19 protein-coding genes and 2 tRNA genes are annotated in these 22,759 nt (G+C 65.5%); 8 read left to right on the top strand and 13 right to left on the bottom strand.

Going from position 1 to position 22,759, the window contains the following annotated elements; all coding sequences use genetic code 11:
• Positions 1 to 40: 40 nt before the first annotated feature.
• Both ACODSN_RS10360 and ACODSN_RS10355 read left to right on the top strand, forming a co-directional pair.
• Complete coding sequence (locus tag ACODSN_RS10360) at positions 41 to 628, top strand: 5-formyltetrahydrofolate cyclo-ligase (protein WP_489055121.1); 588 nt, start codon at positions 41 to 43, stop codon at positions 626 to 628.
• Positions 625 to 864 carry a DUF2842 domain-containing protein gene (locus ACODSN_RS10355; protein ID WP_489055120.1) on the top strand — a complete coding sequence of 80 codons (240 nt, stop codon included), beginning with the start codon at positions 625 to 627 and terminating at the stop codon, positions 862 to 864. The genes ACODSN_RS10360 and ACODSN_RS10355 overlap by 4 nt, the downstream gene beginning before the upstream one ends.
• Before the next feature lie 147 nt (positions 865 to 1,011).
• Here the strand turns inward: ACODSN_RS10355 and ACODSN_RS10350 are convergent.
• Positions 1,012 to 1,088 (bottom strand) — tRNA-Asp (locus tag ACODSN_RS10350).
• Positions 1,089 to 1,130: 42 nt separating this feature from the next.
• Positions 1,131 to 2,285, bottom strand: coding sequence for an AI-2E family transporter (locus ACODSN_RS10345; RefSeq protein WP_489055119.1), 1,155 nt, complete (start codon positions 2,283 to 2,285; stop codon positions 1,131 to 1,133).
• Between the two features lie 164 nt (positions 2,286 to 2,449).
• Between ACODSN_RS10345 and ACODSN_RS10340 the strand changes: the two genes are divergently transcribed.
• Entirely contained in the window at positions 2,450 to 2,923 is a 474-nt protein-coding gene (locus ACODSN_RS10340; protein WP_489055118.1) for a hypothetical protein, read from the top strand.
• Positions 2,924 to 3,037: 114 nt separating this feature from the next.
• A complete protein-coding gene (locus ACODSN_RS10335) occupies positions 3,038 to 3,781 on the top strand; it encodes a class I SAM-dependent methyltransferase (protein WP_489055117.1) in 744 nt (247 codons plus the stop codon).
• A gap of 6 nt (positions 3,782 to 3,787) precedes the next feature.
• On the opposite strand, the gene ACODSN_RS10330 is transcribed toward ACODSN_RS10335, so the two are convergent.
• The 4 genes from ACODSN_RS10330 to thyA all read right to left on the bottom strand — a co-directional run bounded on the left by ACODSN_RS10330 (position 3,788) and on the right by thyA (position 8,551).
• A complete protein-coding gene (locus tag ACODSN_RS10330) occupies positions 3,788 to 5,047 on the bottom strand; it encodes a dihydrolipoamide acetyltransferase family protein (RefSeq protein WP_489055116.1) in 1,260 nt (419 codons plus the stop codon).
• Positions 5,048 to 5,052: 5 nt separating this feature from the next.
• The gene (locus tag ACODSN_RS10325; protein ID WP_489055250.1) at positions 5,053 to 6,057 is read right to left on the bottom strand and encodes an alpha-ketoacid dehydrogenase subunit beta; all 1,005 of its coding nucleotides are present in this window, start codon (positions 6,055 to 6,057) and stop codon (positions 5,053 to 5,055) included.
• A gap of 156 nt (positions 6,058 to 6,213) precedes the next feature.
• Positions 6,214 to 7,512: a 3-methyl-2-oxobutanoate dehydrogenase (2-methylpropanoyl-transferring) subunit alpha gene (locus ACODSN_RS10320; protein ID WP_489055115.1), complete on the bottom strand. Its 1,299-nt coding sequence runs from the start codon at positions 7,510 to 7,512 to the stop codon at positions 6,214 to 6,216.
• Between the two features lie 94 nt (positions 7,513 to 7,606).
• Positions 7,607 to 8,551 (bottom strand): thymidylate synthase, encoded by a 945-nt coding sequence (thyA, locus tag ACODSN_RS10315; protein WP_489055114.1) that lies wholly within the window; start codon positions 8,549 to 8,551, stop codon positions 7,607 to 7,609.
• A gap of 167 nt (positions 8,552 to 8,718) precedes the next feature.
• On the opposite strand from thyA, the gene ACODSN_RS10310 reads away from it, so the two are divergent.
• Together ACODSN_RS10310 and ACODSN_RS10305 are read left to right on the top strand one after the other, a co-directional pair.
• Positions 8,719 to 9,018: a JAB domain-containing protein gene (locus tag ACODSN_RS10310; RefSeq protein WP_489055113.1), complete on the top strand. Its 300-nt coding sequence runs from the start codon at positions 8,719 to 8,721 to the stop codon at positions 9,016 to 9,018.
• A 281-nt stretch (positions 9,019 to 9,299) separates the two neighbouring features.
• Positions 9,300 to 9,376, top strand: a tRNA-Pro gene (locus ACODSN_RS10305).
• A 55-nt stretch (positions 9,377 to 9,431) separates the two neighbouring features.
• Here the strand turns inward: ACODSN_RS10305 and putA are convergent.
• From putA to wecB, 5 genes are all read right to left on the bottom strand, one after another.
• A complete protein-coding gene (putA, locus tag ACODSN_RS10300; RefSeq protein WP_489055112.1) occupies positions 9,432 to 13,031 on the bottom strand; it encodes a trifunctional transcriptional regulator/proline dehydrogenase/L-glutamate gamma-semialdehyde dehydrogenase in 3,600 nt (1,199 codons plus the stop codon).
• A 91-nt stretch (positions 13,032 to 13,122) separates the two neighbouring features.
• Positions 13,123 to 15,195, bottom strand: coding sequence for a GumC family protein (locus tag ACODSN_RS10295; protein WP_489055248.1), 2,073 nt, complete (start codon positions 15,193 to 15,195; stop codon positions 13,123 to 13,125).
• 17 nt (positions 15,196 to 15,212) lie between these two features.
• On the bottom strand, positions 15,213 to 15,881 hold the full coding sequence (locus ACODSN_RS10290) for a polysaccharide biosynthesis/export family protein (protein ID WP_489055246.1): 669 nt from the start codon (positions 15,879 to 15,881) through the stop codon (positions 15,213 to 15,215).
• A gap of 156 nt (positions 15,882 to 16,037) precedes the next feature.
• Entirely contained in the window at positions 16,038 to 17,333 is a 1,296-nt protein-coding gene (gene wecC, locus ACODSN_RS10285) for a UDP-N-acetyl-D-mannosamine dehydrogenase (RefSeq protein WP_489055111.1), read from the bottom strand.
• A 102-nt stretch (positions 17,334 to 17,435) separates the two neighbouring features.
• Positions 17,436 to 18,548: a non-hydrolyzing UDP-N-acetylglucosamine 2-epimerase gene (gene wecB / locus ACODSN_RS10280; protein WP_489055110.1), complete on the bottom strand. Its 1,113-nt coding sequence runs from the start codon at positions 18,546 to 18,548 to the stop codon at positions 17,436 to 17,438.
• Positions 18,549 to 18,705: 157 nt separating this feature from the next.
• Here wecB and ACODSN_RS10275 point away from each other — a divergent pair, with 157 nt between their 5' ends.
• Complete coding sequence (locus ACODSN_RS10275; RefSeq protein WP_489055109.1) at positions 18,706 to 20,010, top strand: UDP-glucose dehydrogenase family protein; 1,305 nt, start codon at positions 18,706 to 18,708, stop codon at positions 20,008 to 20,010.
• 125 nt (positions 20,011 to 20,135) lie between these two features.
• Here the strand turns inward: ACODSN_RS10275 and ACODSN_RS10270 are convergent, their stop codons facing one another.
• Positions 20,136 to 20,987 carry an ABC transporter permease gene (locus ACODSN_RS10270; protein ID WP_489055108.1) on the bottom strand — a complete coding sequence of 284 codons (852 nt, stop codon included), beginning with the start codon at positions 20,985 to 20,987 and terminating at the stop codon, positions 20,136 to 20,138.
• Positions 20,988 to 21,102: 115 nt separating this feature from the next.
• Between ACODSN_RS10270 and ACODSN_RS10265 the strand changes: the two genes are divergently transcribed.
• Positions 21,103 to 21,783 carry a GcrA family cell cycle regulator gene (locus tag ACODSN_RS10265; RefSeq protein WP_489055107.1) on the top strand — a complete coding sequence of 227 codons (681 nt, stop codon included), beginning with the start codon at positions 21,103 to 21,105 and terminating at the stop codon, positions 21,781 to 21,783.
• A gap of 71 nt (positions 21,784 to 21,854) precedes the next feature.
• Here ACODSN_RS10265 and ACODSN_RS10260 read toward each other — a convergent pair whose 3' ends face one another.
• Positions 21,855 to 22,700, bottom strand: coding sequence for an outer membrane protein (locus ACODSN_RS10260; protein WP_489055106.1), 846 nt, complete (start codon positions 22,698 to 22,700; stop codon positions 21,855 to 21,857).
• Positions 22,701 to 22,759: the final 59 nt, after the last annotated feature.

The raw sequence follows: 22,759 nt of genomic DNA, 5'->3' as shown, positions 1-22,759 counted from the left end.
GCCGGTTGCAGCCGTCAGTCCCGACGGGCAGGAAGCGACCATGACCCACGACATGACCGACCCGGACAAGAGCCGGCTGCGCACGATCGCCCGGCAGCGGCGGCGCGAATTCGTCGCGGCGCTCGATCCGCTGGCCCATCGGCTCGCTTTCAAGGCGCTGCCCTCGCCCCTCGCGCGCCGAATCAACGCCGCCCGCTCGGTCGCGCTCTATATGGCGCTGGACGACGAGGCCCCGGCGCAGCGGCTGGCGGGGCAGTTGACGACGATGGGCAAGACCATCGCCCTGCCCCGCACGATCGACCGGCTGGGTGGCATGGAGTTCCTCGCCTGGCAACCCGACGACCCGCTCGGCCCCGGCCTGTTCGGCACCAGCCACCCGGAACCCGGCGACGGCCCGGTGACGCCGGACGTCATCATCGCCCCGCTGATCGCCTTCGACCGATCGATGAACAGGCTGGGGCAAGGCGGCGGCTATTATGACCGCGCCTTCGCCCGTTACCCGGACGCCTTGCGCATCGGCCTCGCCTGGTCGATTCAGGAGGAGGACGCGGTGCCGGCCGACCCGTGGGACCTGCCGCTCCACATCATCCTTACCGAAACCGAACTGATCGAAAGCCTGGACGCATGAGCATCGACCCCCGCCACATCTATGAGCCAAGCTGGCGCAAGCCTGTGGGCATGTTCGCCATCCTTGGCCTCATCCTCGGCTGGGCGGTGCTGGTAGGCAGCCTGTCGGGGCTGATCGGCGGCCTGCCCATGTGGGCGCAGGTTCCGATCTATCTGTTTCTGGGCCTGATATGGATCTGGATATTGCCGCTGCGGCGGCTGCTCGCCTGGATGGAGACCGGGCGCTGGCGGCGATGAGGGGCATTTGGAAGTGCGCGAAAGAGCGCATTTCATAAGGCCGCACCGGCCCTAAAGCCCGCCTGACAATCCCGATCTGGCGGATGGCCCCTGCCTCGGGGCTTCCTTCACGAACGCTTACAAAATGGCCATTCCCCCGAAGGAAAATGGCGCGAGTGACGGGGCTCGAACCCGCGACCTCCGGCGTGACAGGCCGGCACTCTAACCAACTGAGCTACACCCGCGTTCGGTGTGGAGCGGCCAGATATGCTGGCGCGTCCCACCTGTCAACCGTGAGAACCGGCACTTTTCTCTTTATCGTCATTTTCCTCGCGCGGGGCGACGGTCAGCGTGCCGCGCTCGAACAGGAAACCGGCGATATCGGGCATGCCAGCCGCCGAAACGACGGTCTGGATGATGATGAGCAGCGGTACGCCAAGCAGCGCGCCGGGCGTCCCCCACACCCACGCCCAGAAAGTGAGCGACACGAGAATCAGCAGCGGGTTCATCGTCAGACGGCGCCCGAGCACGGTCGGCGTCACCACATTCGATTCGACCAGATGGAAGGCGATCTGGAGCGCGGCGGGCAGCAACGCCTTCCACACATCGTCGAACACCATGAGGCCCCCCAGCCCCAGCAGCACGGCCGCCAGCATCGGCCCGAAATAGGGAACGAAGTTCAGCAGAGCGACGATGCCGCCCCACATCCAGGGCGATGGCATGCCGATCAGCCACAGCGCGACCGCGACCGCCGCGCCCAGGCACAGGTTGATGGTCGCGATCGTGATGACATAGGCCGATGTCGCATCGACCACATTCTGGATCACCCGCGCCACCGCCATCGCCCCGTCGAAACTGCCGCGACTGTTGATCGTGCGCCGCCGCAGCCGGGTCCATCCGGCGAGGAAAAAATAGATGATGAGCAGCGCAAACACCATCTGGATGATCGCCGCCGGGGCGGAGGTCGCGGCAAACTGCAACAGCGATCTTGGCGCATCGACGGCCGCCGTCTGCGCCGCCGCAGCCGGGCCGCTGGCGAGCATCTGCACCGTTTCATCGACAAAGCGCTGAAGCTGGGAATAGAAATCGATGAGCGGCGCCAGATTCGTCTGAATTTGCGGCAATCGCTGCGGCAGGATGCGGAACCAGTCGGTCGCCGGCACGATGATCAGCACCAGCGCCGTATTGGCGACCACCAGAAACGCCACGACCGCAAAGAGCGCCGCCAGCCCGGACGGAACGCCGCGCCGCTCCATCCATTCGAGGAACGGCACCAGCGCGATGGCGATGACGAGCGCGGCGGTGAGCGGCAGGAAAAACTCGGCCCCGGCGCGCAGGGCGAAGGGCAGCGCCAGCAGCAGGCCGATGCCGCTCGTCAGCGCGATGGACGCGAGCAGCCGGTCCCGCCGACGATTGATTTCCTGCTGTTCCTTCAGTGACACGTCCGCGTCGATCCCCTTGCCCACCTGCCATGCTCTGCACCCGCCCCGATGCCCCGTCAATTTGCAATCGATCCGGCGTCAAACCGTGATTCCGCCGCCGCCTTAACCAAATTTTGGCGCACAACGGCTAAGGCTGGCCACCGGGGAAGAAAACGGGGCAGTCGATGATCTGGCGATATCTGCGAAACCTCTGCGCGCTCGCCTGCGTCGCGGCAGCACCGATGGCTATGGCGCGCACCGACATCCGGCTGGAGCGGCAGATTTTCGTCGAACGCGTGACCACCGATCTCAACGGCCGTGCCCGCCGCATCCTGACGAACCCCGACCGCCTGTCGCCCGGCGATCGGCTGATCTTCGTCATCAACTGGAGCAATCAGGGCCGCCATCCGATCCAGAGCCTGGCCGTGACCAACGCCGTCCGGCGCGGCGTCGATCCCGATCCGTCCGATGCCGCCATGCAGGTGTCGGTCGATGGCGGGGCGCATTGGGGCCGGCTGGACCAGCTCTTGCTCGCAACGCCGCTGGGCGGCACGCGCCGCGCGGTGCCCGCCGATATCACCCATGTCCGCTGGACCCTGCCCGACGCCGTGCCGCCGGGCCAGGGCGGACGCCTGACCTATCGCGCCACGATGCGCTGAGGGCCGGTGCGGATGCGCCAAAGGCGCATTTCCAAACAGACTCTGAGGGCCGCAAAGCTTGAAAGGACTGCCTCTAGTCCGTAGAGGCTTCAGACAGCCACCGGAGAAATGCGGATGCCCAAAGAGGGCGAACTGACCTACCTCGCGCGCGTCGGCGATCCGGGACGCAGCCATTCCCTGCAAAAGCCCTTTTCCGATCCCGATGCCGGAATGCAACTGGCGTCGATCGGGTTCATCATGACCCTTTTGCCCCGTCCCCCGGCCCGGATACTCGATCTTGGCTGCGGTGGCGGCTGGACCAGCCTGTTTCTGGCACGCAGCGGCTATGAGGTCGTGGGACAGGATATCGCGCCCGACATGATCGATCTCGCACAGGAAAATGCCGCGCTGAACGGTCATCCGCCCGGACTGAGCTTTATGTGCAGCGATTTCGAATCGCTGGGGCTGGACGATCAGTTCGACGCTGCGGTCTTCTTCGATTCTCTGCACCATGCCGAGGATGAAGGGTCGGCGATCGCGTCCGCTTATCGCGCGCTCCGGCCGGGCGGCATCCTCGTTACCCATGAGCCGGGAGAAGGGCATTCTGTCGAGCCGGCCTCGGTGGACGCCATGACGCTGTATGGAGTGACCGAACGCGATATGCCGCCCCGCCTGATCGTGCGGCGCGGGATAGAGGCTGGGTTCCGCCATGCGCGGATATTGCCGATGCCGATCCATCTGTTCAGCGTCTTTTGCAAGGATCGCGGTCCCCGCCCGCCGTTGTTCAGCAAAGCTCGCTTTTTGCTGATCCGGCGGGCGTGGCGCATGTTGTTCGAACCGGACATGGCGCTGGGATCGATCGTGGTGCTGACCAAATAGCCCAGTTCAATCGTCGAATAACAACACCGGCGTTTCCAGCAGCACCCTGACAGCCTGAACGAAACTGGCCGCATCCCAACCGTCTACGACGCGATGGTCGCAGCTCATCGACAGGTTCATCAGCTTGGCCGGCACGACCTCGCGCCCGCGAAAGACGGGCCGCTCGACGATGCGGTTCGGCCCGATGATCGCGACCTCCGGCCGGTTGATGACCGGCGTCGTCGCGATGCCCCCGAGAGGGCCGAGCGACGTCAGTGTCAGGGTCGATCCCGACAGTTCCTCCGACTTCGCCTTGCCCGATCGCGCAGCCTGCGCGAGTCGGCCGATCTCCGCCGCCAGTTGCCAGACATTGCGGTCCTGCGCGTCACGGATCACCGGCACCATCAGCCCGGCGTCGGTCTGGGTCGCGATCCCCAGATGCACCGCGCCGAATCGCGTCACCACGCCCGCCTCATCGTTATAATGCGCGTTCAGCATGGGAAAGTCGGGCAGCGCCCGGCACAGGGCGACGATCAGCAGCGGCAACAGCGTCAGCTTCGGCCGGTCGCCCCGATGCGCGTTCAACTGCGCCCGCATCGCCTCCAGCGCGGTGACGTCGATTTCCTCGACATAGGAGAAATGCGGAATATGCCGCTTGGACGCCGCCATATTCTCGGCGATCCGGCGGCGCAGGCCGATGACTTTGAGCTGCTCGTCAGGCCGAACGACAGACCGACCGGCGGGGCGATAGCCCTGCGCCTGACCATAAAGCAGGAACGCGTCGAGATCGGCATGGCGGATATGGTCCCCCGCCGCCTTCACCTGCGCCAGATCGATGCCCAGTTCGCGGGCACGGGCGCGGACGGCGGGCGAGGCAAGCACCCCACTCCCCCCACTTTGGGATGCATCTGGGGATGCCATGGCCGCAGGCGGCTCCGCCTCGCTCGCCTTATCGGACTCAGCTGGCGGCGATACCGAAGTCTCCCCCGCCTCTTCAGCGACGGGCGCCGGGCTATCGTCCTGGCTCTGCTCTACCGCACGATCGCCCTCCGTCTCGATCTCCACCAGCATGGCCCCGATCGCGACCATGGCGCCCGGCTCCCCGGCAAGGCGGGTAACGATGCCAGCCACCGGACTTTCCATTTCGACGGTCGCCTTGTCGGTCATCATGTCGGCGATCGGCTGGTCCTCCTCGACCCGATCGCCGACCTTGACATGCCATGCGACGATCTCCGCTTCGGCTATGCCCTCGCCAATATCCGGCAGCCTGAATGGAAACAGCGCCATACCTGTCACTCCTTCATGATCTTGGCGATGGCTTCGCGGATGCGCACCGGGCCGGGGAAATAGGCCCATTCCAGGCTATGCGGATAGGGCGTGTCGAACCCCGTCACCCGCTCGATCGGCGCTTCGAGATGATAGAAGCATCGCTCCTGCACGAGGGCGAGCAACTCCGCGCCGAAGCCGCTGGTCCGCGTCGCCTCATGCACAATCAGACAGCGGCCGGTCTTGCGCACCGATCGCTCGATCGCCGCGATATCCAGCGGCACCAGCGTCCGCAGGTCGATGATCTCGGCGTCCAGACCGCTCGTCTCCACAACATCGGCGACGACATGCACCATCGTGCCATAGCAGAGGATGGTCAGCGCCTCCCCGGCCCGCACCACCCGCGCCTCGCCCAGCGCGACCTTGTAATAGCCGGTCGGCACCTGCGCTTGGCGGTGCCCGGCCCAGCTTCTCGCGGGCGTATCATAGTGGCCGTCGAACGGGCCGTTATAGATGCGCTTGGGTTCGAAGAAGATCGTCGGATCATTATCCTCGATCGCCGCGATCAGCAGCCCCTTGGCGTCATAGGGAGTGGACGGGATCACCGTTTTGATCCCCGATACATGGGTGAAGATGCCCTCGGGCGACTGGCTGTGCGTCTGGCCGCCGAAAATGCCGCCGCCAAAGGGCGACCGCACCGTCATCGGCGCGATGAACTCGCCCGCCGAGCGATAGCGCAGCCGCGCCGCTTCCGACACGAGCTGGTCGAGCGCGGGATAGATATAGTCGGCGAACTGAATCTCCGGCACCGGCCGCAAGCCGTAAGCGCCCATGCCCACCGCCACGCCGATAATGCCGCATTCGGTGATCGGCGTATCGAACACGCGGTTCTTGCCATATTTCTCCTGCAAGCCCGCCGTCGCGCGGAAAACACCGCCGAAATAGCCGACATCCTCGCCCATCACGATCACATCGGGATCGCGCGCCATCATCACGTCCAGCGCGCTGTTGATCGCCTGAATCATCGTCATCTGAACGGGTTCGTCGGAGGTTTCGAAATGGGTATCAGCCATGACGCGCGCGGCCTCCTTCCGTTCGTCCTGAGCTTGTCGAAGGGCCGTCCTTTTCTGTAACGAAGAGCAGGGCTTCGACAGGCTCAGCCCGAACGGCTGTCGTGCGGTTCATCCTCACAGCCCCGCCGCCTTCCATTCGTCCAGCATCTGCTGCTGCTGTTCGCGCAAATGCCACGGCATTTGTTCGAACACATCCTCGAACAGCGATTCCATCGGATGATGGAGACCATCGCCCAATATCCCGTTCTTTTCCGCCGCCCGCGCCGCGTCGCGCACCTCCTCCGCCAGCGCCTTGTCCATCGCGGCGTGGCGTTCCTCATCCCAGATGCCAAGGCCGATGCAATGCTGCTTGAGCCGCGCGATCGGATCGCCGAGCGGCCACTGGCTGCTTTCTTCGGCGGAGCGATAGACGCCCGGATCGTCCGATGTGCTGTGTCCCTCGACCCGATAGGTGAAATGTTCGATCAGCGTCGGTCCGGCATTGGCGCGGGCGCGGTCCGCCGCCCAGCGGGTCGCGGCATAGACGGCCAGCGCGTCATTACCATCGACCCGCAGCCCGGCGATGCCATAGCCGACCGCGCGCGCGGCGAAGGTCGTCGCTTCCGCCCCGGCGAATCCGGAAAAGCTGCTGATCGCCCACTGGTTGTTGACGACATTCAGGATCACCGGCGCGCGATAGACGCTGGCGAAGGTGCAGGCCGAATGAAAGTCGCCCTCCGCCGTCGATCCCTCGCCGCACCAGGTCGCCGCGATCCGCGTGTCGCCCCGCGCCGCGCTCGCCATCGCCCAGCCGACCGCTTGCGGATATTGGGTGGTGAGGTTGCCGGAGATGGAGAAAAAGCCCGCCTCGCGCGCCGAATACATGATCGGCAACTGGCGCCCTTTCAGCCGGTCGCCGCGATTGGAATAAATCTGGTTCATCATGTCGATGATCGGCCAGTCGCGCGCGATCAATATGCCCTGCTGGCGATAGCTTGGGAAACACATATCGTCGCGCGCCAGCGCCGTCGCCGCCCCGATCGACACCGCCTCCTCGCCCGTGGATTTCATGTAGAAGCTCGTCTTGCCCTGCCGCTGCGCGCGGAACATGCGCGCATCGAAGGCACGGGTCAGAGCCATGGCGCGCAGCATCCGCAGCAGCGTTTCCGGCGACAGGCCAGGGTTCCACTGGCCGACCGCCTGCCCCTCCTCGTCCAGCACCCGCACCAGCCCATAGGCCAGGTCGCGCATATCATTCGGGCTGGCCGTCTCATCGGGCCGCAGCGCCGCGTCGGCGGCGGGAATATCGAAATGGCTGAAGTCGGCCCGATCGCCGGGACGCGCGGGCGGCTCGGGCACATGCAGCCGCAGCGGAGCGATATTGTGGCCCGCTCCATCACCCGGCCCGGCGTCCGGTCGCGGCGACTCACTCATTCCGGCTCCTCTTGTGCAGCGCAATAATGTTGCTTGGTAAGCACATTATATTTCAACGCCGCAACTGGCAAGCCCTCCCTGTCCGCCCCCCTTTTCAGACGGCAACGGGCGCGGAAATAGCCGCTTGGGGCGCATAATCGACCACCTCGAAATCCTCAATCCGATAATCGAAAATGCTCGAAGGCCGCCGAAGTATCCGCAATTTCGGCGCACCCGATGGTGTCCGGCCGATCTGTTCCTCCACCAAAGCGGCATGGTTCAGATAGAGATGCACGTCGCCGCCCTGCCAGACGATCTCGCCCGGCTCCAGATCGCATTGCTGCGCCAGCATCCGCGTCATCATCGCCAGGCCGAAAATGTTGAAGGCGAAGCCCAGCCCCAGATCGCAACTACGCTGGAACAACAGGCCGTTCAGCCGCCCGTCCGCCACCTGAAACTGATAGGTCATATGGCATGGCGGCAGCGCCATCTGCGCCACCTCCGCCACATTCCATCCGGTGAACAGCAGGCGGCGCGAACCGGGCGTCTTGCGGATCGCCCCGACCAGATCGGCGATCTGGTCATGGCCCCGCTCGGCCCGCCGAAACAGCCCGTCGCCGGCGTCCTCATAACGCGGCCAGTTCACCCATTGCGCGCCATAGACCGGCCCCAGATCACCCCAGCGCGCCGCGAAATCATCCTCCGCGACGATCCGTGCCTCGAATGCGTCGCGGTCAATTTCCTCGCCCGTCGCGCGCCGGTAGGCATCCAGCGGCCAGTCGGTCCAGATATGCACGCCCTGCCGCACCAGTTCGCGGATATTGGTGTCGCCGGTCAGAAACCACAGCATCTCGCGCGCCGCGACCTTCCAATAGACCCGCTTCGTGGTCAGCAGCGGCACGGCGTCATCGGCCAGCGAAAAGCGCATCGTCGCGCCCAGCAGTGATCGCGTGCCGACACCCGTCCGGTCGATCCGCTCGCTTCCTTCGGCCCACACCCGCCGCATCAGATCCAGATATTGTTCTTCATAATGGACGGGCGCGGAGCTGGGATGGGTCAAGGCGGGAGCTTTCGTAACGAACCGAATCCGGCGGCTACCCGCATGTAGCCCACCGCCCGGCCCTCGCCAATCCGACCTTCACTTTGGACCAGACTTGCATCGCTTGCCGCCGAAATGGACCAGTCGCGGGATGGTGGAGCGGCGGCCGTCAGGCACAGCCTGATGCGATGCTCGACCGAAACGAACTCGCGATGGTGATCCTCGACGGCGACTGGCGCCCCGTCGAGCGACTGACCGGCCAGACCGACTGGCGCACGCTGATGCAGACGCTGCTGACGCGCGAATGCCGCTGGCTGGCGCTGGAACAGAAGCGCAAGGGCCGCTCCTCGCCGCTCCCCGACGCCACAGACATCGCCCTCACGCGCAGCCTGTGCCGACGCCTGCGCCCGATGGACATACAGCTTGCCGACCATGTCATCCGGGCAGGCGGCGATCATTTCAGCTTCCGCGCCGCCGGGCTGCTTTGAGTGTCTGTTTGAAAATGCGTGGAAGACCGCATTTAAGGTTGCCGCACCGGCCCTCACCCACCCGACCGCCCACAGAGTGTATCCTGAATGGGCGGTCGGGTGGGTTCAAACGAGTGACGTGCCTCGTTTGAAGGGCCGGAGCGGATGCGCCAAAGGCGCATTTCCAGACAGACTCTCGAAGTAAGAAAAAAGCGCCATCCCCCGCTTGCCAGCCCGGAAACCCGCAACTATAGACCGCCGCCTGCCTTACGGGATCGCCCAAAAGCGATTCCGGCATCGGTCGGGGAATAGCTCAGCCTGGTAGAGCACTGTCTTCGGGAGGCAGGGGCCGGAGGTTCGAATCCTCTTTCCCCGACCAACATATTGCATGGCGAGAAACGCCGCATTTGCGGCGCCTCGTCTCGCCACACTGTCTATCCGATCATCATCAGACTGGCATTGCCGCCGGCTGCCGTCATGTTGATCGAGGTCGACACCTCCTCCAGCAGCGCTTCGAGCGGAGCGCGCTCCGCCTCGTTGCCGACCGCATGGACGGTGACGATCGGCCCTTCCATCTCCGCCACCGCGCGCACGACCTCTGCAACATGATCCGCGTCGCCCTCCACCAGCGCGACGCTTGGTCGATCGGCCATCCCCGTCGAGAAACACGCTGCAATCTCGCCCGGTAAGTCATCCGGCAAAGCCATGCCCCGCACCACGCCGCGATTGCCGGTGGCAAGCACCGCCGCCATCTGGCGCAACAACCCGCCCCGCGTCCTCGGATATAGCAGGATCTTCCCGCGCGGATGGAGCGCATAAAGGTTGCGCTCCCCCACCGGCCCCGGCAGCTCCATGACCATGCCCCAGGCGGACTCCTCGCTACAACGCCGCGCAAAGGTGGCCGCTTCGATCTCGCCCTGCGCTTCCAGCCATTGCGCGAATGGTGCGAGCAAGGGCGGGCAAACCTCGCTCGACAGGGTCACGGGCATCGTCCTGACCAGTCGCCCCAGATAAAGCGGCCCGCCCGCCTTGGGTCCGGTCCCCGACAGCCCGCGCCCGCCAAAGGGCTGAACCCCCACGATCGCACCGATGACGTTGCGATTGATATAGAGATTGCCCGCCTTCACCCGCGCCGTCACCCGCGTGATTGTTTCGTCCAGCCGCGTGTGCAGCCCGAAGGTCAGGCCATAGCCGGTCGCATTGATCGCATCGACCAGCCCGTCCAGTTCGTCCCGACGAAAGCGGATGACATGCAGAACAGGGCCGAACACCTCGCGCTTCAGGCTGGCGATGGCGTCGATCTCGATGATCGTCGGCGGCACGAACGTTCCGTGCAGCGTCGCGGTCGACAGCGGCAGTTGGTCCACGCGCAGCCCCTGTGCGCGCATGGCCGCGACATGCGCGTTGATCGTCGCCTGCGCCCGCGCGCTGATGACGGGGCCGATATCGACCGCCAGCCGGTCGGTCGGCCCTACCGCCAGTTCCGCCAGCGCGCCCCGCAGCATGTTCAGCACGCCGTCCGCCACATCCTCCTGCACGCACAGGATGCGCAGCGCCGAACAGCGCTGTCCGGCGCTGTCGAAGGCCGACGCGATGACATCGCCGACCACCTGTTCGGCCAGCGCGGAGGAATCGACGATCATCGCATTCTGCCCGCCGGTTTCGGCGATCAGGGGAATGGGCCTGCCGTCCGGCGACAGGCGCGTGGCAAGCTGACGCTGGATCGACCGTGCGACCTCCGTCGATCCGGTGAACATGACGGCGGCGATCTGCGGCGCGGCCACCAGCGCCGCGCCGACATCGCCTGCTCCCGGCAGCAGTTGCAGCGCATCGGCGGGCACCCCTGCTTCATGCAGGATGCGCACGCCCTCCGCCGCGATCAGCGGCGTTTCTCCGGCGGGCTTGGCCAGCACCGGATTGCCTGCCACCACCGCGGCGGCGATCTGGCCGGTGAAGATCGCCAGCGGGAAATTCCACGGACTGATGCACAGCACCGGCCCGAGCGGCGCCTGTTCCGGGCCGAAGGTCGCGCGCGCCTGAACCGCATAATAGCGCAGGAAATCGATCGCCTCCCGCACCTCGGCAATGGCGTTGGAGGCCGATTTCCCGGCTTCCCTGATGATGAGTCCCATCAGGATCGGCATCCGCGCCTGCATCGCATCGGCGGCGCGCTCCAATATCGCGGCCCGCCCCGCGACCGGCGTCTCGAACCAGCGACTCGACGCAGCGTACTCGACCGCCCGGCGCACATCCGCCTCGCTCGCCTCGATCACATGGCCGACGATATCGCGATGATCGGCGGGATTCAGCACGGCGCGCGCCTCCCCCGTCGAACCCTCCGGCGCGGCGGTCCATTGCATCGCCGCGCTGTCCCGCAGAGCCTCGCCCAGCATCGCCAGCGCGTTCTCATCGCTCAGATCGATGCCGTCCGAATTGCGCCGGTCGGGGTAAAGCGCGCCCGGTAGCGCAATCCGGTCATGCCGCGCGCCCGGATGCGGCATGGCGCGCATAGTCTCCGCCGGGTCCGCGACGATCTCCCCGATCGACACCGAAGGATCGCCGATCCGGTGCACGAAGGATGAGTTCGCGCCATTTTCCAGCAACCGCCGCACTAGATAGGCGAGCAATGTCTCATGCGTCCCCACCGGCGCATAGATGCGGCATGGCCGGTCCAGCCGGTCCTTGCCCACCACCTGCTCGTAAAGCGGCTCGCCCATGCCATGCAGGCACTGAAACTCATAATCGCCCACGGCAAAATCCGGCCCCGCCAGATGATGGATGGTCGCGACCGTCTGGGCATTATGCGTCGCGAATTGCGGGAACACGGCGTCCGGCGCGGCCAGCAGCCGACGCGCGCAGGCGATATAGGCGACGTCGCTGTGCGGCTTGCGGGTGTAGACCGGAAAGTCCGCCAGCCCGTCCACCTGCGCGCGCTTGATTTCCGCGTCCCAATAAGCGCCCTTGACCAGCCGCACCATGATCCGCCGTCCGCCGCGCCGCGCCAGATCGACGATCCAGTCGATCACGAACGGGCAACGCTTGCCATAGGCCTGCACGACGAAGCCAAGCCCGTTCCATCCGCCGAGCGCGGGATCGAGCGCCAGGCTTTCGAGCAGGTCGAGCGACAGTTCCAGCCGGTCCGCCTCCTCCGCGTCGATATTGAAACCGATGTCATAATGCCGGGCGAGCGCGGCGAGTTGCTGCACACGCGGCAGCAGTTCCGCCATGACCCGGCCCGCCTGCGCCCGGGCGTAACGCGGGTGCAGCGCCGACAGCTTGATCGAAATGCCCGGCCCCGCAACAATGCCGCGCCCGGCCGACGCCCGCCCGATCGCATGGATCGCCAGCTCATAATCCTGCCAGTAGCGCGCCGCATCCGCCGCAGTCGTCGCCGCTTCGCCCAGCATGTCATAGCTGTGGGTGAAGCCCTTCGCCTCCATCACCCGCGCGCGCTTCAGCGCCTCGCCGATGGTTTCGCCGGTGACGAACTGTTCCCCCATCATCCGCATGGCGAGATCGACGCCGCGCCGGATCACCGGCTCGCCCGCGCGCGCCACCAGCCGCGTCAGCGCCGCGCCAAGGCCCCGGTCGTCGACGCTGCCGACCAGCTTGCCCGTCATCACCAGCCCCCACGTGGCGGCGTTGACGAACAGCGACCGCCCGCCGCCCATATGCGCGCGCCAGTCGCCGTTCGCGATCTTGTCGCGGATCAGCGCGTCGCGCGTGGCGGCGTCGGGAATGCGCAACAGCGCTTCGGCAAGGCACATCAGCGCGACGCCCTCATCGCTCGACAGCGCATATTCCTGCACGAGTCCCTCGACACCGCCGCTGCGCCCCCGCGCCCGCAAGGCCGACACCAGCCTGACCGCCATCGCCCGGATTGCATCACGATCGGCTGGCTCCAGCGTCGCCGCCTCCAGCAACGGCGCGAGGCAGGCGGCCTCGTCCCTGCGATATGCTGCCGTGATGGCGGCGCGCAAAGGCGATTGCGGCCGGATCGGCGGCGCAAAGGCGGCGAAGGGCGGGCGAGTCATCGGTCCATCCTACTCCTGCCAGCCCCCGGTCGCTCCGCCTTTTCTCGCACCGGCGCCGGCACATCGCGCCCGGCCGGCCGCCTACTATTATCTACCCCGCCCGGTGATAATCATAATCATGGGCGCGGGCATGCTGCTTGGTCAGGATCGCGCCCAATATCGCGCCGCCCGCCTGCCGCATCCGGTCCACCGCGACGCGCAGTCCGCCATGATGGTTGCGCCCCCATTCCACGATCAGCACGCTCGCCTGCGCCTTCGCCGCGAGCAGGGGCGCGTCGGACAGGCCCAGGATCGGCGGCGCGTCGATCAGCACCGAATCATAGCGGCCCTGCAAGTCCGCCAGCAACGCATCGAGCGCGGAGGCGGACAGAAGCTCGGCCGGATTGGGCGGCATCGCCCCGCAAGGCAGCACTGACAGCCCCGCCACACCGCTCTCGGCGACCGCATCCTCCAGCCTCGCCTGCCCGGTCATGACCTCGCTCAGCCCCTTGTCCGGGGTCAGGCGAAAAAGGCTGTGCTGACGGGGCCGTCGCATGTCGCAATCGACGACGATGATCCGCTTGCCGAGGCCAGCCAGCGCCAGCGCCAGCGCATGAAGCGTTGCCGATTTGCCCTCCCCCTCCTGCGCGCTGGTGAACAGGATCGACCGGGGCAGGCCCGCAACCGACCCCAGCAGCAGCGACGCGGCGATGGGGGCGATGATTTCGCCCGGAAGCACCCCGTCGCCCGTCGACGGGATCGCGCCCAGCAGCGGCAGGTCCACCCGTTCGGCGAGCGTTTCCGCCGATGTCACCGCATCGTCGAAAATATGCCGCGCCGCGATCAGCAGCAATCCCAGCAGAAACCCGCCCAGCGATGCGAGCAGCATGGTGACGCCGATATGCGGCGAGGATGGCCGGGTCGGCACCGCCGCGCGGTCGAGCGGCTGGATATGCCCGGCCTGAAAACCCGCCTGCGACGCCATGTCGCGATAGCGCTGGAGCAGGCTGTCGTGCAGCAGGCGATAGGTGTCGACCTGCCGCTCCATGATGCCCATCTGCATGTCCCGGCCGCGCTCGGCCATCGCGTCGCGCTCCAGACCGGCGATTTCGCGCGCGATCTGCTTTTCGCCATGGGCGGCGACCTCATATTGCTGGCGGATCGACGCGCGGATCGTGTTCGCCATCGCATCCGCCTGCTCGTCCAGCGCGTTCAGCCGGGCGCGCGCCTCGCGCATTTCGGGGTGCGCGTCCTTGCGGAATTGCCGTTCCTCGGCGACTTCGGCACGCGCCTGCGCCCGCTGCGCCATCAACTGCTGCATCGCGCCATTGCCCAATATTTCGGGCAAGCTGTCGGTCCCGGCCGCACGCGCGCTTTCCCAACGCTTCTGCGCCGCGATCCTGTCGGCGGTCGCCTGCGCGCGAAAGCCGTTAAGCTGCTCCAGCCGCGCCGCGACGGAGCCACCGCTGGCGCCCGACGGCTTGCCTTCATCCCCGACGATGGCGCTGGCGCCGACATGCGCCGCATAGCCCGCCAGATCGCGCTCGGCCCGTTCCAGATCGCGGCGCGCGCCATCCAGTTCGCCCAGCAGAAAGCGGCGCGCCTGCACCCCCGATTCAAAACCCCGCTTCAAATCCGCCCGGATCAGGCTGTCGGCGTAGCTGTTCGTGACCCGCGCCGACAAAACCGGATCGGCGCTGATAAAGCTGATCCGCATCACCCGCGATTTGCCCGGCAGCTCGACGGTCAGCCCCTCGCGCAGCAGCTTCACCACCTTGTCGGCTTCCACCTGTCGCTGGCTGAGCGTGCCGACGCCCTGACCCGGCCTGCGGCTGCCCATATCCTCGAAAAAGCGGTCGCTGCCGACCAGCGAAAGATCGCGCGCAACATCTTCGGCGATAGCGCGGCTGCGCAGCACCTCCATCTGGGTCTGCATGATCGCCTCGCCATCGGCGGCCACATCCGGCCTCGGCGTCGCGCCGGCGGCCCCTGCCGGCACATCCTCCACCTCGACCGAGGCGGTGGCGCGATAGTCGGGCGTTGACAGCAGGATATAGATGATCCCCGCCAGCACGCACAACGCCATGGTGACGAACAGGATGATGCGGTTGCGCCGCACCACGATCCCGGCATCGCGCGACAACTGCACCAGATGCGCCAGCCGCCCGCCTGCGGCGTTCCCCATCCGGTCAGACCTGCCCATCAATGCTTCCCGTCCAGCGCGATGAACCCGGTCGCCAGCGCGGGAACCGCCAGCAATGCCCCGCCCAGAATCGCTTTTGCCCGCGAAAGCCCCACGATCACGATATCGCCGGGGCGTATTTCCGGATCGGTCGCTGCGCCTTTGCGGATCGCCGACAGATCGAACATGGCGGCCTGTCGCCCGTTCTCGCCCTCGCGCACGACGACGATCTGGACCAGGCTGGCGAGGCGCGTCGGCCCCTTCGCCATGGCCACCGCCTGCAACAATGTGATCCGCCCCGCGATCGGGAACAAGCCCGGCTCGCGCACTTCACCATCCACGGTGATCCGTCGCGCCACCGCCTCTTTCACGAAAATCGTCACCTGCGGCGAAATGAGATAGCGCTGACCCAGCCGCCCCGCAATCACATCGGCCGCTTCCTCCGCCGAAAGACCCGCTACCGGTACATCCCCGATCAACGGCATGCGCACCGCGCCGGCCGCCGTCACGCGCGCGTCCTCCAGCGAAAGGCCCGGCTCATGATAGACCTGAATGCGCAGCACATCGTCGGCGGCAATAGGATAGTCGGCGCCGACAGCAGCGGGGGGCGGAATCACCGCATAGGCGGCGCTCCCCTTAGGCGCGTCGCCCGTCGTGGAACAGCCCGCGAGCGCGGCCAGCATCGCCATGCCCGCCAGATAGGATCCGAAGCTGCCCGTCATTCCCGGCCCTTCCCCGCGCGGAGCGGATGACGGCCGATAAAGCCATCTTCAGCGGCGGGGCGTAGCGATGCCGCCAAAGCTTGGCAACCGCGCGCCGGACGGGCTGCGCGCGGGCGTGGACGATCAGAGCGCGGCGCGAGTGGGTTCCGGCGCCGCCAGCCTGCGCGGCTGATCGGGCCAGATACCCCGCGTATCATACACCGCTTTGCCGGCGCGCTCGTCGACGGGAACCGATTTGAACATGTCATGATCGACAAGAATGACGAAAACGCCGCATTGTTCCAGTGCCGTATCGAGATCGATCAGCTCAGCGCCCGTCCCCGCAAACTCCATCGGCAGGTCTTGCGCATAGGGTTCGACGATCCTGATCCTGCGGCCATAACGCCGCGCCAGCCGCGCCGCGACCTTGACTGCCGGGCTTTCGCGGAAATCATCGATATTGGCTTTGAAAGCGAGGCCGAGGCAGGCGACGCTCTCACCGGCGAACGCATCGATCATATCCGATGCTTTCGCCACGACATAATCGGTCTTGCCGTCATTCACCTCGCGCGCGGTGCGGATGATCCGGGCGTTTTCGGGGTCGCCATGGACGATGAACCACGGATCGACCGCGATGCAATGGCCACCGACGCCGGGGCCGGGCGACAGGATATTGACTCGCGGATGCCGGTTGGCGAGCCGGATCACCTCCCACACATCAATATCCATATTCTCCGCGATGACCGATAATTCATTGGCAAAGGCGATGTTCACGTCACGAAAACTATTCTCCACCAGCTTCACCATTTCCGCCGCCCGCGCCGTCGTGGTGATGCACGCCCCGCGCACGAACTGGCGGTAAAATCCCAACGCCTTGCGCGCACAACGCGGCGTGATCCCGCCGATGCAGCGGTCGTTGTCGATCAGTTCAACGAGGATGCGGCCCGGCAGCACGCGCTCAGGGCAATAGGCGATGGCGATATCGCCCTGCACGCCCTTACCCGGCATTTTGAGGTCTGGCCGCATCGCGCCGATCACATCGCGCATCGCTTCGGTCGTGCCGACAGGCGAGGTGGATTCCAGGATGACGGTGTCACCCGCCTTCAATACGGGCGCGACTGTGCGCGCGGCCTTCAGGACATAGCTGATGTCGGGCGCGCGATCCTCCGCAACCGGGGTCGGCACGGCGATGATGAACACATCGCTTTCCTCGACCTCCAGACTGGCGCGCAACTTGCCGCGCGCCACCACACCCTGCACCAGCCCGTCGAGATCGACTTCCTCGATATGGACCCGGCCCGAATTGACAGTTTCGACGACATGGGCGCTCACATCGACGCCCACCACCTGCGCGCCACCGCGTGCGATCAGCGCCGCGGTCGGCAGGCCGATATAGCCAAGGCCGATGACGGAAACCTTCTGATGGGTATCGACGGGCATGGGCAGCGAAGTCCTTTGAGGCGATGGATCGCCCGCCGTGCTGCCCGAAAATGCTGAAGATTTCGGTAATGGCTTCGCCAGATTGAGTCGGATACGGGCCGTTCAGCCGGCGGCAATGACCGCCGCGATCCGCTCCGCCGCCTGCCCGTCACCGAATGGGTTGTGCGCTCGCGCCATCGCCCCATAGGCATCCTCGTCGTCCAGCAGCGCCAGCACTTCGCGCACGATCACATCGCGATCCGTGCCGACCAGCTTCGCCGTTCCCGCCTCGATCCCTTCGGGCCGCTCGGTCGTCTCGCGCATCACCAGCACCGGCTTACCGAGCGAAGGCGCTTCTTCCTGCACGCCACCGCTGTCGGTCAGCACCAGATGGCTCATGTCGAGCAGCCGGACGAAATGCGGATAGTCGAGCGGCTCGATCATCGCGACATTGGAAAGGTTGCCAAGCACCGCATCCATAACCGGACGGACATTGGGATTGGGATGCACCGGAAAGATCACGGCAACATCGGGTCGCGCCGCGATATCGGCGATCGACCGGGCGATCGCCTCCATCCCGCCGCCGAAATTCTCGCGTCGATGGCTGGTGACAGCGATGATCCGTTTGCCAGAGAAACGCGAGGCGAGATCGTCCAGTCCGCCTGCGAGCGCCGGGTCCGCCAGCACCCGCTCGCGCGTTGCCAACAGCGCATCGATCACCGTATTGCCCGTCACATATATGCCCGCCGTGTCCCTATTCTCTTTCAGCAGCGCATCGGCGGCCGCCTGCGTCGGCGCGAAGTTCATGTCCGCGATACAGGCGACGACGCGGCGATTAACCTCCTCGGGCCAGGGATGATGAATATCGCCGCTGCGCAGGCCGGCTTCGACATGGGCGACCGGGATCTTGCGGTAGTAAGCGGCAAGGCTCGCCACCATCGTCGTCAGCGTATCGCCATGCACGACCACGCGGTCCGGCTGCTCGGCATCGAACGCTTTGCCCAATGCCACGATCAGCGTGGCCGTCAGCCCGTCCAGCGTCTGATTGGGGGTCATGACATCCAGATCGATATCCGGAGTGACGCCCGCAATCTCCAGAACCTGGTCCAGCAAGCCGCGATGCTGCGCCGTCACGATCACCCGTGTTTCGATATCGGCCCGCGCCCGCAGCGCGTGGATCACCGGAAACAGCTTGATCGCCTCCGGCCGGGTGCCGAAAACCAGCGCAACTTTCATTAGCCACTCCCTATCTGTGCAATGGCCCCTCATCTGGCAGAAAATAGTATACAGCGGCTGAACACCGATCAAATGATGCTGCAACGCAACGAATTGAATTCTTCGTTGCCTGTGATTAGAGCCGGATAAAGATTTTGTTGGCGGAGCCAGAATCCTTATGAAAATCACGATGATCGGCACGGGCTATGTGGGCCTTGTGTCGGGGGCCTGTTTTGCCGATTTCGGTCATGATGTGGTGTGCGTGGACAAGGATGCCGGCAAGATCGCAGCGATCGAGGCGGGACGGATGCCGATCTTCGAGCCGGGCCTGGATCAACTCGTCGGCTCCAACGCGACGGCGGGGCGACTGACTTTCACGACCGGCCTCAAGCAAGGCGTAAAAGGCGCGGACGCGATCTTCATCGCGGTCGGCACGCCTTCGCGCCGGGGCGATGGCCATGCCGACTTATCCTATGTCTACGCCGCCGCGCGCGAGATTGTGGAGGCGCTCGATGGCCCGGCGGTGATCGTCACCAAGTCGACCGTGCCGGTCGGCACCGGCGACGAGGTCGAGCGGATCGCGCGCGAGCTGCGCCCCGACCTCGACATCGCGGTCGTCTCCAACCCGGAATTTCTGCGCGAAGGCGCGGCGATCGGTGATTTCAAGCGGCCCGACCGGGTCGTGGTGGGCACCACCGGCGACGAGCGCGCGATCGGGGTGATGCGCCAGATTTACCGGCCGCTCAGTCTGAACAAAGCGCCGCTGATGTTCACCGGGCGGCGCACGGCCGAACTCATCAAATATGCCGCCAATGCGTTCCTGGCGACCAAGATCACCTTCATCAACGAAATGGCCGACCTGTGCGAAGCTGTCGGCGCGGAAGTGCAGGATGTGTCGCGCGGCATCGGTCTCGACAATCGCATCGGCAGCAAATTCCTGCACGCAGGGCCAGGCTATGGCGGCTCCTGCTTTCCCAAGGATACGCTGGCGCTGGTCAAGACCGGCCAGGATTATGACACGCCGATCCGCATCGTCGAGACGGTGGTGCAGGTCAACGACCTGCGCAAGCGCGCCATGGGCCGCAAGATCGTCAAGGCGCTGGGCGGCGACGCGCGCGGCAAGACGGTCGCGCTGCTGGGCCTCACCTTCAAGCCCAATACCGACGACATGCGCGATGCGCCCAGCCTCGCCATCGTTCAGGCGCTGGAAGATGCCGGCGCGACGATCATCGCCTATGATCCCGAAGGCATGGAGGTCGCCGCACCGATGATGCCCAACGTCGTCATGGCGAGCGACGCCTATGCCGCCGCGCAGGGCGCCGACGCCGTCGTGCTCGTCACCGAATGGGATATTTTCCGCGCCCTGGACCTCAAGCGCCTCGCCGCCACCGTCCGATCGCCGATTCTCGTCGACTTGCGCAACATCTATCCCGTCCACGAAGTCACAGAAGCCGGATTCGCCCTCACGCGCATCGGCGGATGAGGATAAAGCCGCGCGAGGAGAGCGTTTGGCCGCAACCCGGCCACTGGGCCATCGCCCTCGCGCTCCTGATGCTCCTGATGCTGGTTGTGCCGGTGCTCGCTGCTTTTACCTGAGGCTGGCCGAAATCAGGCCTTGATCTTCCATCCCCGGCGCAGCGCCACATAGCATGCCGCCCCCAACAAGAGGTTCAGTCCAAGAATCACAACCGCGCCGGTCGGCACATTGCTGTCCGCGCGCGACAGGAAGCCATACCGAAAACCCGAGATGATGTAGAAAAACGGGTTGGCGTGACTCAACGTCCGGAACAGGGGCGACAGCCGGTCGATCGCGTAGAAAGTGCCTGACAAGAGAGACAGCGGCGCGATCACGAAATTGGTGATCGCCGCCCCATGATCGAACTTGTCGGCCCAGATCGACGTCAGCACGCCGATGAAGGAGATCAGCATCGCTCCGCCAATGCCGAACCACATGATCGCCCAGGGATGGATGGGCATCACATGAACGCCCGGCCACAGCGCCATCGCGATCCACAGCGCGATGCCCACCACGCAGGCCCGCGTCACCGATGCCGCGACCAGCGCGAACAACAGTTCGCCGGCGGAAATCGGGGGCATCAGATAATCGATGATAGTCCCCTGCATCTTCCCGGCGAGCAGCGAGAAGGAGCTGTTCTGGAACGCCGCCTGCAACATGCCGGTACCGACGATCAGGCCCGGCGCGATGAAATCGGTAAAAGGCACGCCCAGCACCGTCCGGCTCCCGCCACCCAGCGCGATCGAAAAGATCACCAGGAACAACAGAGTCTGGATCGCGGGCGCCCATACCGTCTGGAGCTGCACCTTCATGAAGCGCCTCACTTCCTTTTTGTACAGCGCGTAGGTTCCGGGCCAGTTGACGTTGCGGATGACCTTTTCGCCCGGCTCGTGAAAGGGCGCCGGGATCGCGGCGGCGTCTGCAATTTTCGGCTGGTTGTTCATGACGGGATCGACTATCGGGTGGCGTTGAGCGCCGCAAGGGCGTTGTTCGCGCCTTTGCAAGCGCGCGATCGCTCACCATATAGGGCGCGATCAAGAGATTTTGAGGAGTTTTTCATTGTCCTGGACCGACGAGCGAATCGACCAGCTCAAGGCGATGTGGGAAAAGGGCCTGACCGCGAGCCAGATCGCGGAAGAGCTTGGCGGCGTCAGCCGTAACGCGGTGATCGGCAAGGCGCATCGCCTGGACCTGCAATCCCGCCCATCGCCGGTGAAAGCGAATGAAGCGCCCAAGAAAGCGCCTCCGCCGCGCAAGGCCGCCGCCAGCGCGACGCCCGAGCCGGAAGCCCCCCGCCCCGCCGCAGCGCCAGAGCCTGCACCCGTTCGCGCCGCCGCGCCGGTGGCGCCCTCCGCGCCGACCTCGCCTGCTGGCGAAGCGGCGCCAGCGCCTGCCGCGCCCCAGCCGCGCATCGTTTCGGTCGGCCCCGGCGGATTTCTGCGTCAGGGCCCTGGCGATCAGCAGGCCCCGATCCCGCCCGCGCCGCCGCGCCGGCTTGTCCCTGCCAAGCCAAGCGCCGAGATCGCCGGCAAGACGAGCCTGCTCGACCTGACGGAGCGGATCTGCAAATGGCCACTTGGCCATCCGGGCGAGCCTGACTTTCATTTTTGCGGGGAACAGGTTAACCCCGGCTTCCCCTACTGCGTCGAACATTGCGGCCGCGCCTATCAGGCGCAACTGCCGCGTGGCACGCGCCGCCCGCCCCCGCCGCTACCGTTCGGTGGCCCACGGGTGCGCTAATATACTCGCATTTTCCGCAAAGGAAAAAGGCCGGCTCCCCTACAGGTGCCGGCCTTTTCTATTTTCGCTGCTCAGAAGCGGAAGCTGGCCGTCGCCATCACGCTTTGCGTGTCGAACTTGTCGCCGCGCCCGATATCGGTGCTATCCCGCGTCGGGAAGTTGACAAAGGGATTGGGTAAGGTTGCCGACCCGGCCGTGACATTCACGTTGTAATCGTTGGTTTTATAGCGGGTCCAAAGATAACGCGCCCCGATCGAAAAATTGGGCGCGACCTTCGCCTCTACACCGCCGCCCATTGTCCAGCCCCACGCGTTCTCATTGCTGCCGGATGGTGCAAAGCCATTCGCGGAGCCTATCGAACTGAAGCTGTTCTTCACCTTCGCATAAGCAAGACCGCCCGTGATGTATGGCATTACCCCGCCGGGCGTTGTGTAACCCAATCGCGCGCGCAGATTACCGTTCCAGTCGATCCGCCGCGTCATGGTGTAACTCGCCGGAGTCCGCGAAAATTCACTCACGCTATCGCTGATATAGGCTTTACCGCCTTCTGCCACGACGCCCGCCACGATGCTGCCGAACTGCATATCATAGCCGATATGCCCCATCCAGCTGACCGCATCCTTGTCACCGTCGCAACCATCTGCCCGGTTGGGGCCGCGAGCCGCGCCGCCGCATGTGCCACGATCAAAGGCGTTGGCGCCGGTGCCGGTACGCACCACATCATTATAATTGCCGTCGCCATTGGTGTCGAACCGCAGATGTTCGCCACCATCCTTTTTCTGGAACGTGTAGCCCAGAGACCCGCCCACATATGGGCCAGTCCAGTTCACCGCCCCGGCATCCGTCTGCGCCACTGCGGGCATCGCGAGAATGAGCGAGACCGTGGCGCCAAGCGGCGCAATCCCCAGTAATTTCATGCAATTTTCTCCTGCCCTAGGGCCAATACGCCCTGTCCGCCCCAACGGCTCCGCCTGAC

Source organism: Sphingobium sp. FG11 (assembly GCF_057809915.1).
Note: the sequence above shows the minus strand (reverse complement) of the source record. Positions and strands in the feature narration are given on the sequence as shown.

Excerpts from the sequence above, each read along its gene's own strand:
- ACODSN_RS10320 (WP_489055115.1), bottom strand. The coding sequence starts at position 7,512 with ATGAGTGAGTCGCCGCGACCGGACGCCGGGCCGGGTGATGGAGCGGGC.
- ACODSN_RS10275 (WP_489055109.1), top strand. The coding sequence starts at position 18,706 with ATGAAAATCACGATGATCGGCACGGGCTATGTGGGCCTTGTGTCGGGG.
- ACODSN_RS10325 (WP_489055250.1), bottom strand. The coding sequence starts at position 6,057 with ATGACGATGATTCAGGCGATCAACAGCGCGCTGGACGTGATGATGGCG.
- ACODSN_RS10355 (WP_489055120.1), top strand. The coding sequence starts at position 625 with ATGAGCATCGACCCCCGCCACATCTATGAGCCAAGCTGGCGCAAGCCT.
- ACODSN_RS10360 (WP_489055121.1), top strand. The coding sequence starts at position 41 with ATGACCCACGACATGACCGACCCGGACAAGAGCCGGCTGCGCACGATC.
- ACODSN_RS10340 (WP_489055118.1), top strand. The coding sequence starts at position 2,450 with ATGATCTGGCGATATCTGCGAAACCTCTGCGCGCTCGCCTGCGTCGCG.
- wecC (WP_489055111.1), bottom strand. The coding sequence starts at position 17,333 with ATGCCCGTCGATACCCATCAGAAGGTTTCCGTCATCGGCCTTGGCTAT.
- ACODSN_RS10295 (WP_489055248.1), bottom strand. The coding sequence starts at position 15,195 with ATGGGGAACGCCGCAGGCGGGCGGCTGGCGCATCTGGTGCAGTTGTCG.
- ACODSN_RS10310 (WP_489055113.1), top strand. The coding sequence starts at position 8,719 with ATGCTCGACCGAAACGAACTCGCGATGGTGATCCTCGACGGCGACTGG.
- ACODSN_RS10330 (WP_489055116.1), bottom strand. The coding sequence starts at position 5,047 with ATGGCGCTGTTTCCATTCAGGCTGCCGGATATTGGCGAGGGCATAGCC.
- ACODSN_RS10335 (WP_489055117.1), top strand. The coding sequence starts at position 3,038 with ATGCCCAAAGAGGGCGAACTGACCTACCTCGCGCGCGTCGGCGATCCG.
- putA (WP_489055112.1), bottom strand. The coding sequence starts at position 13,031 with ATGACTCGCCCGCCCTTCGCCGCCTTTGCGCCGCCGATCCGGCCGCAA.
- ACODSN_RS10290 (WP_489055246.1), bottom strand. The coding sequence starts at position 15,881 with ATGGCGATGCTGGCCGCGCTCGCGGGCTGTTCCACGACGGGCGACGCG.
- ACODSN_RS10260 (WP_489055106.1), bottom strand. The coding sequence starts at position 22,700 with ATGAAATTACTGGGGATTGCGCCGCTTGGCGCCACGGTCTCGCTCATT.
- wecB (WP_489055110.1), bottom strand. The coding sequence starts at position 18,548 with ATGAAAGTTGCGCTGGTTTTCGGCACCCGGCCGGAGGCGATCAAGCTG.
- ACODSN_RS10270 (WP_489055108.1), bottom strand. The coding sequence starts at position 20,987 with ATGAACAACCAGCCGAAAATTGCAGACGCCGCCGCGATCCCGGCGCCC.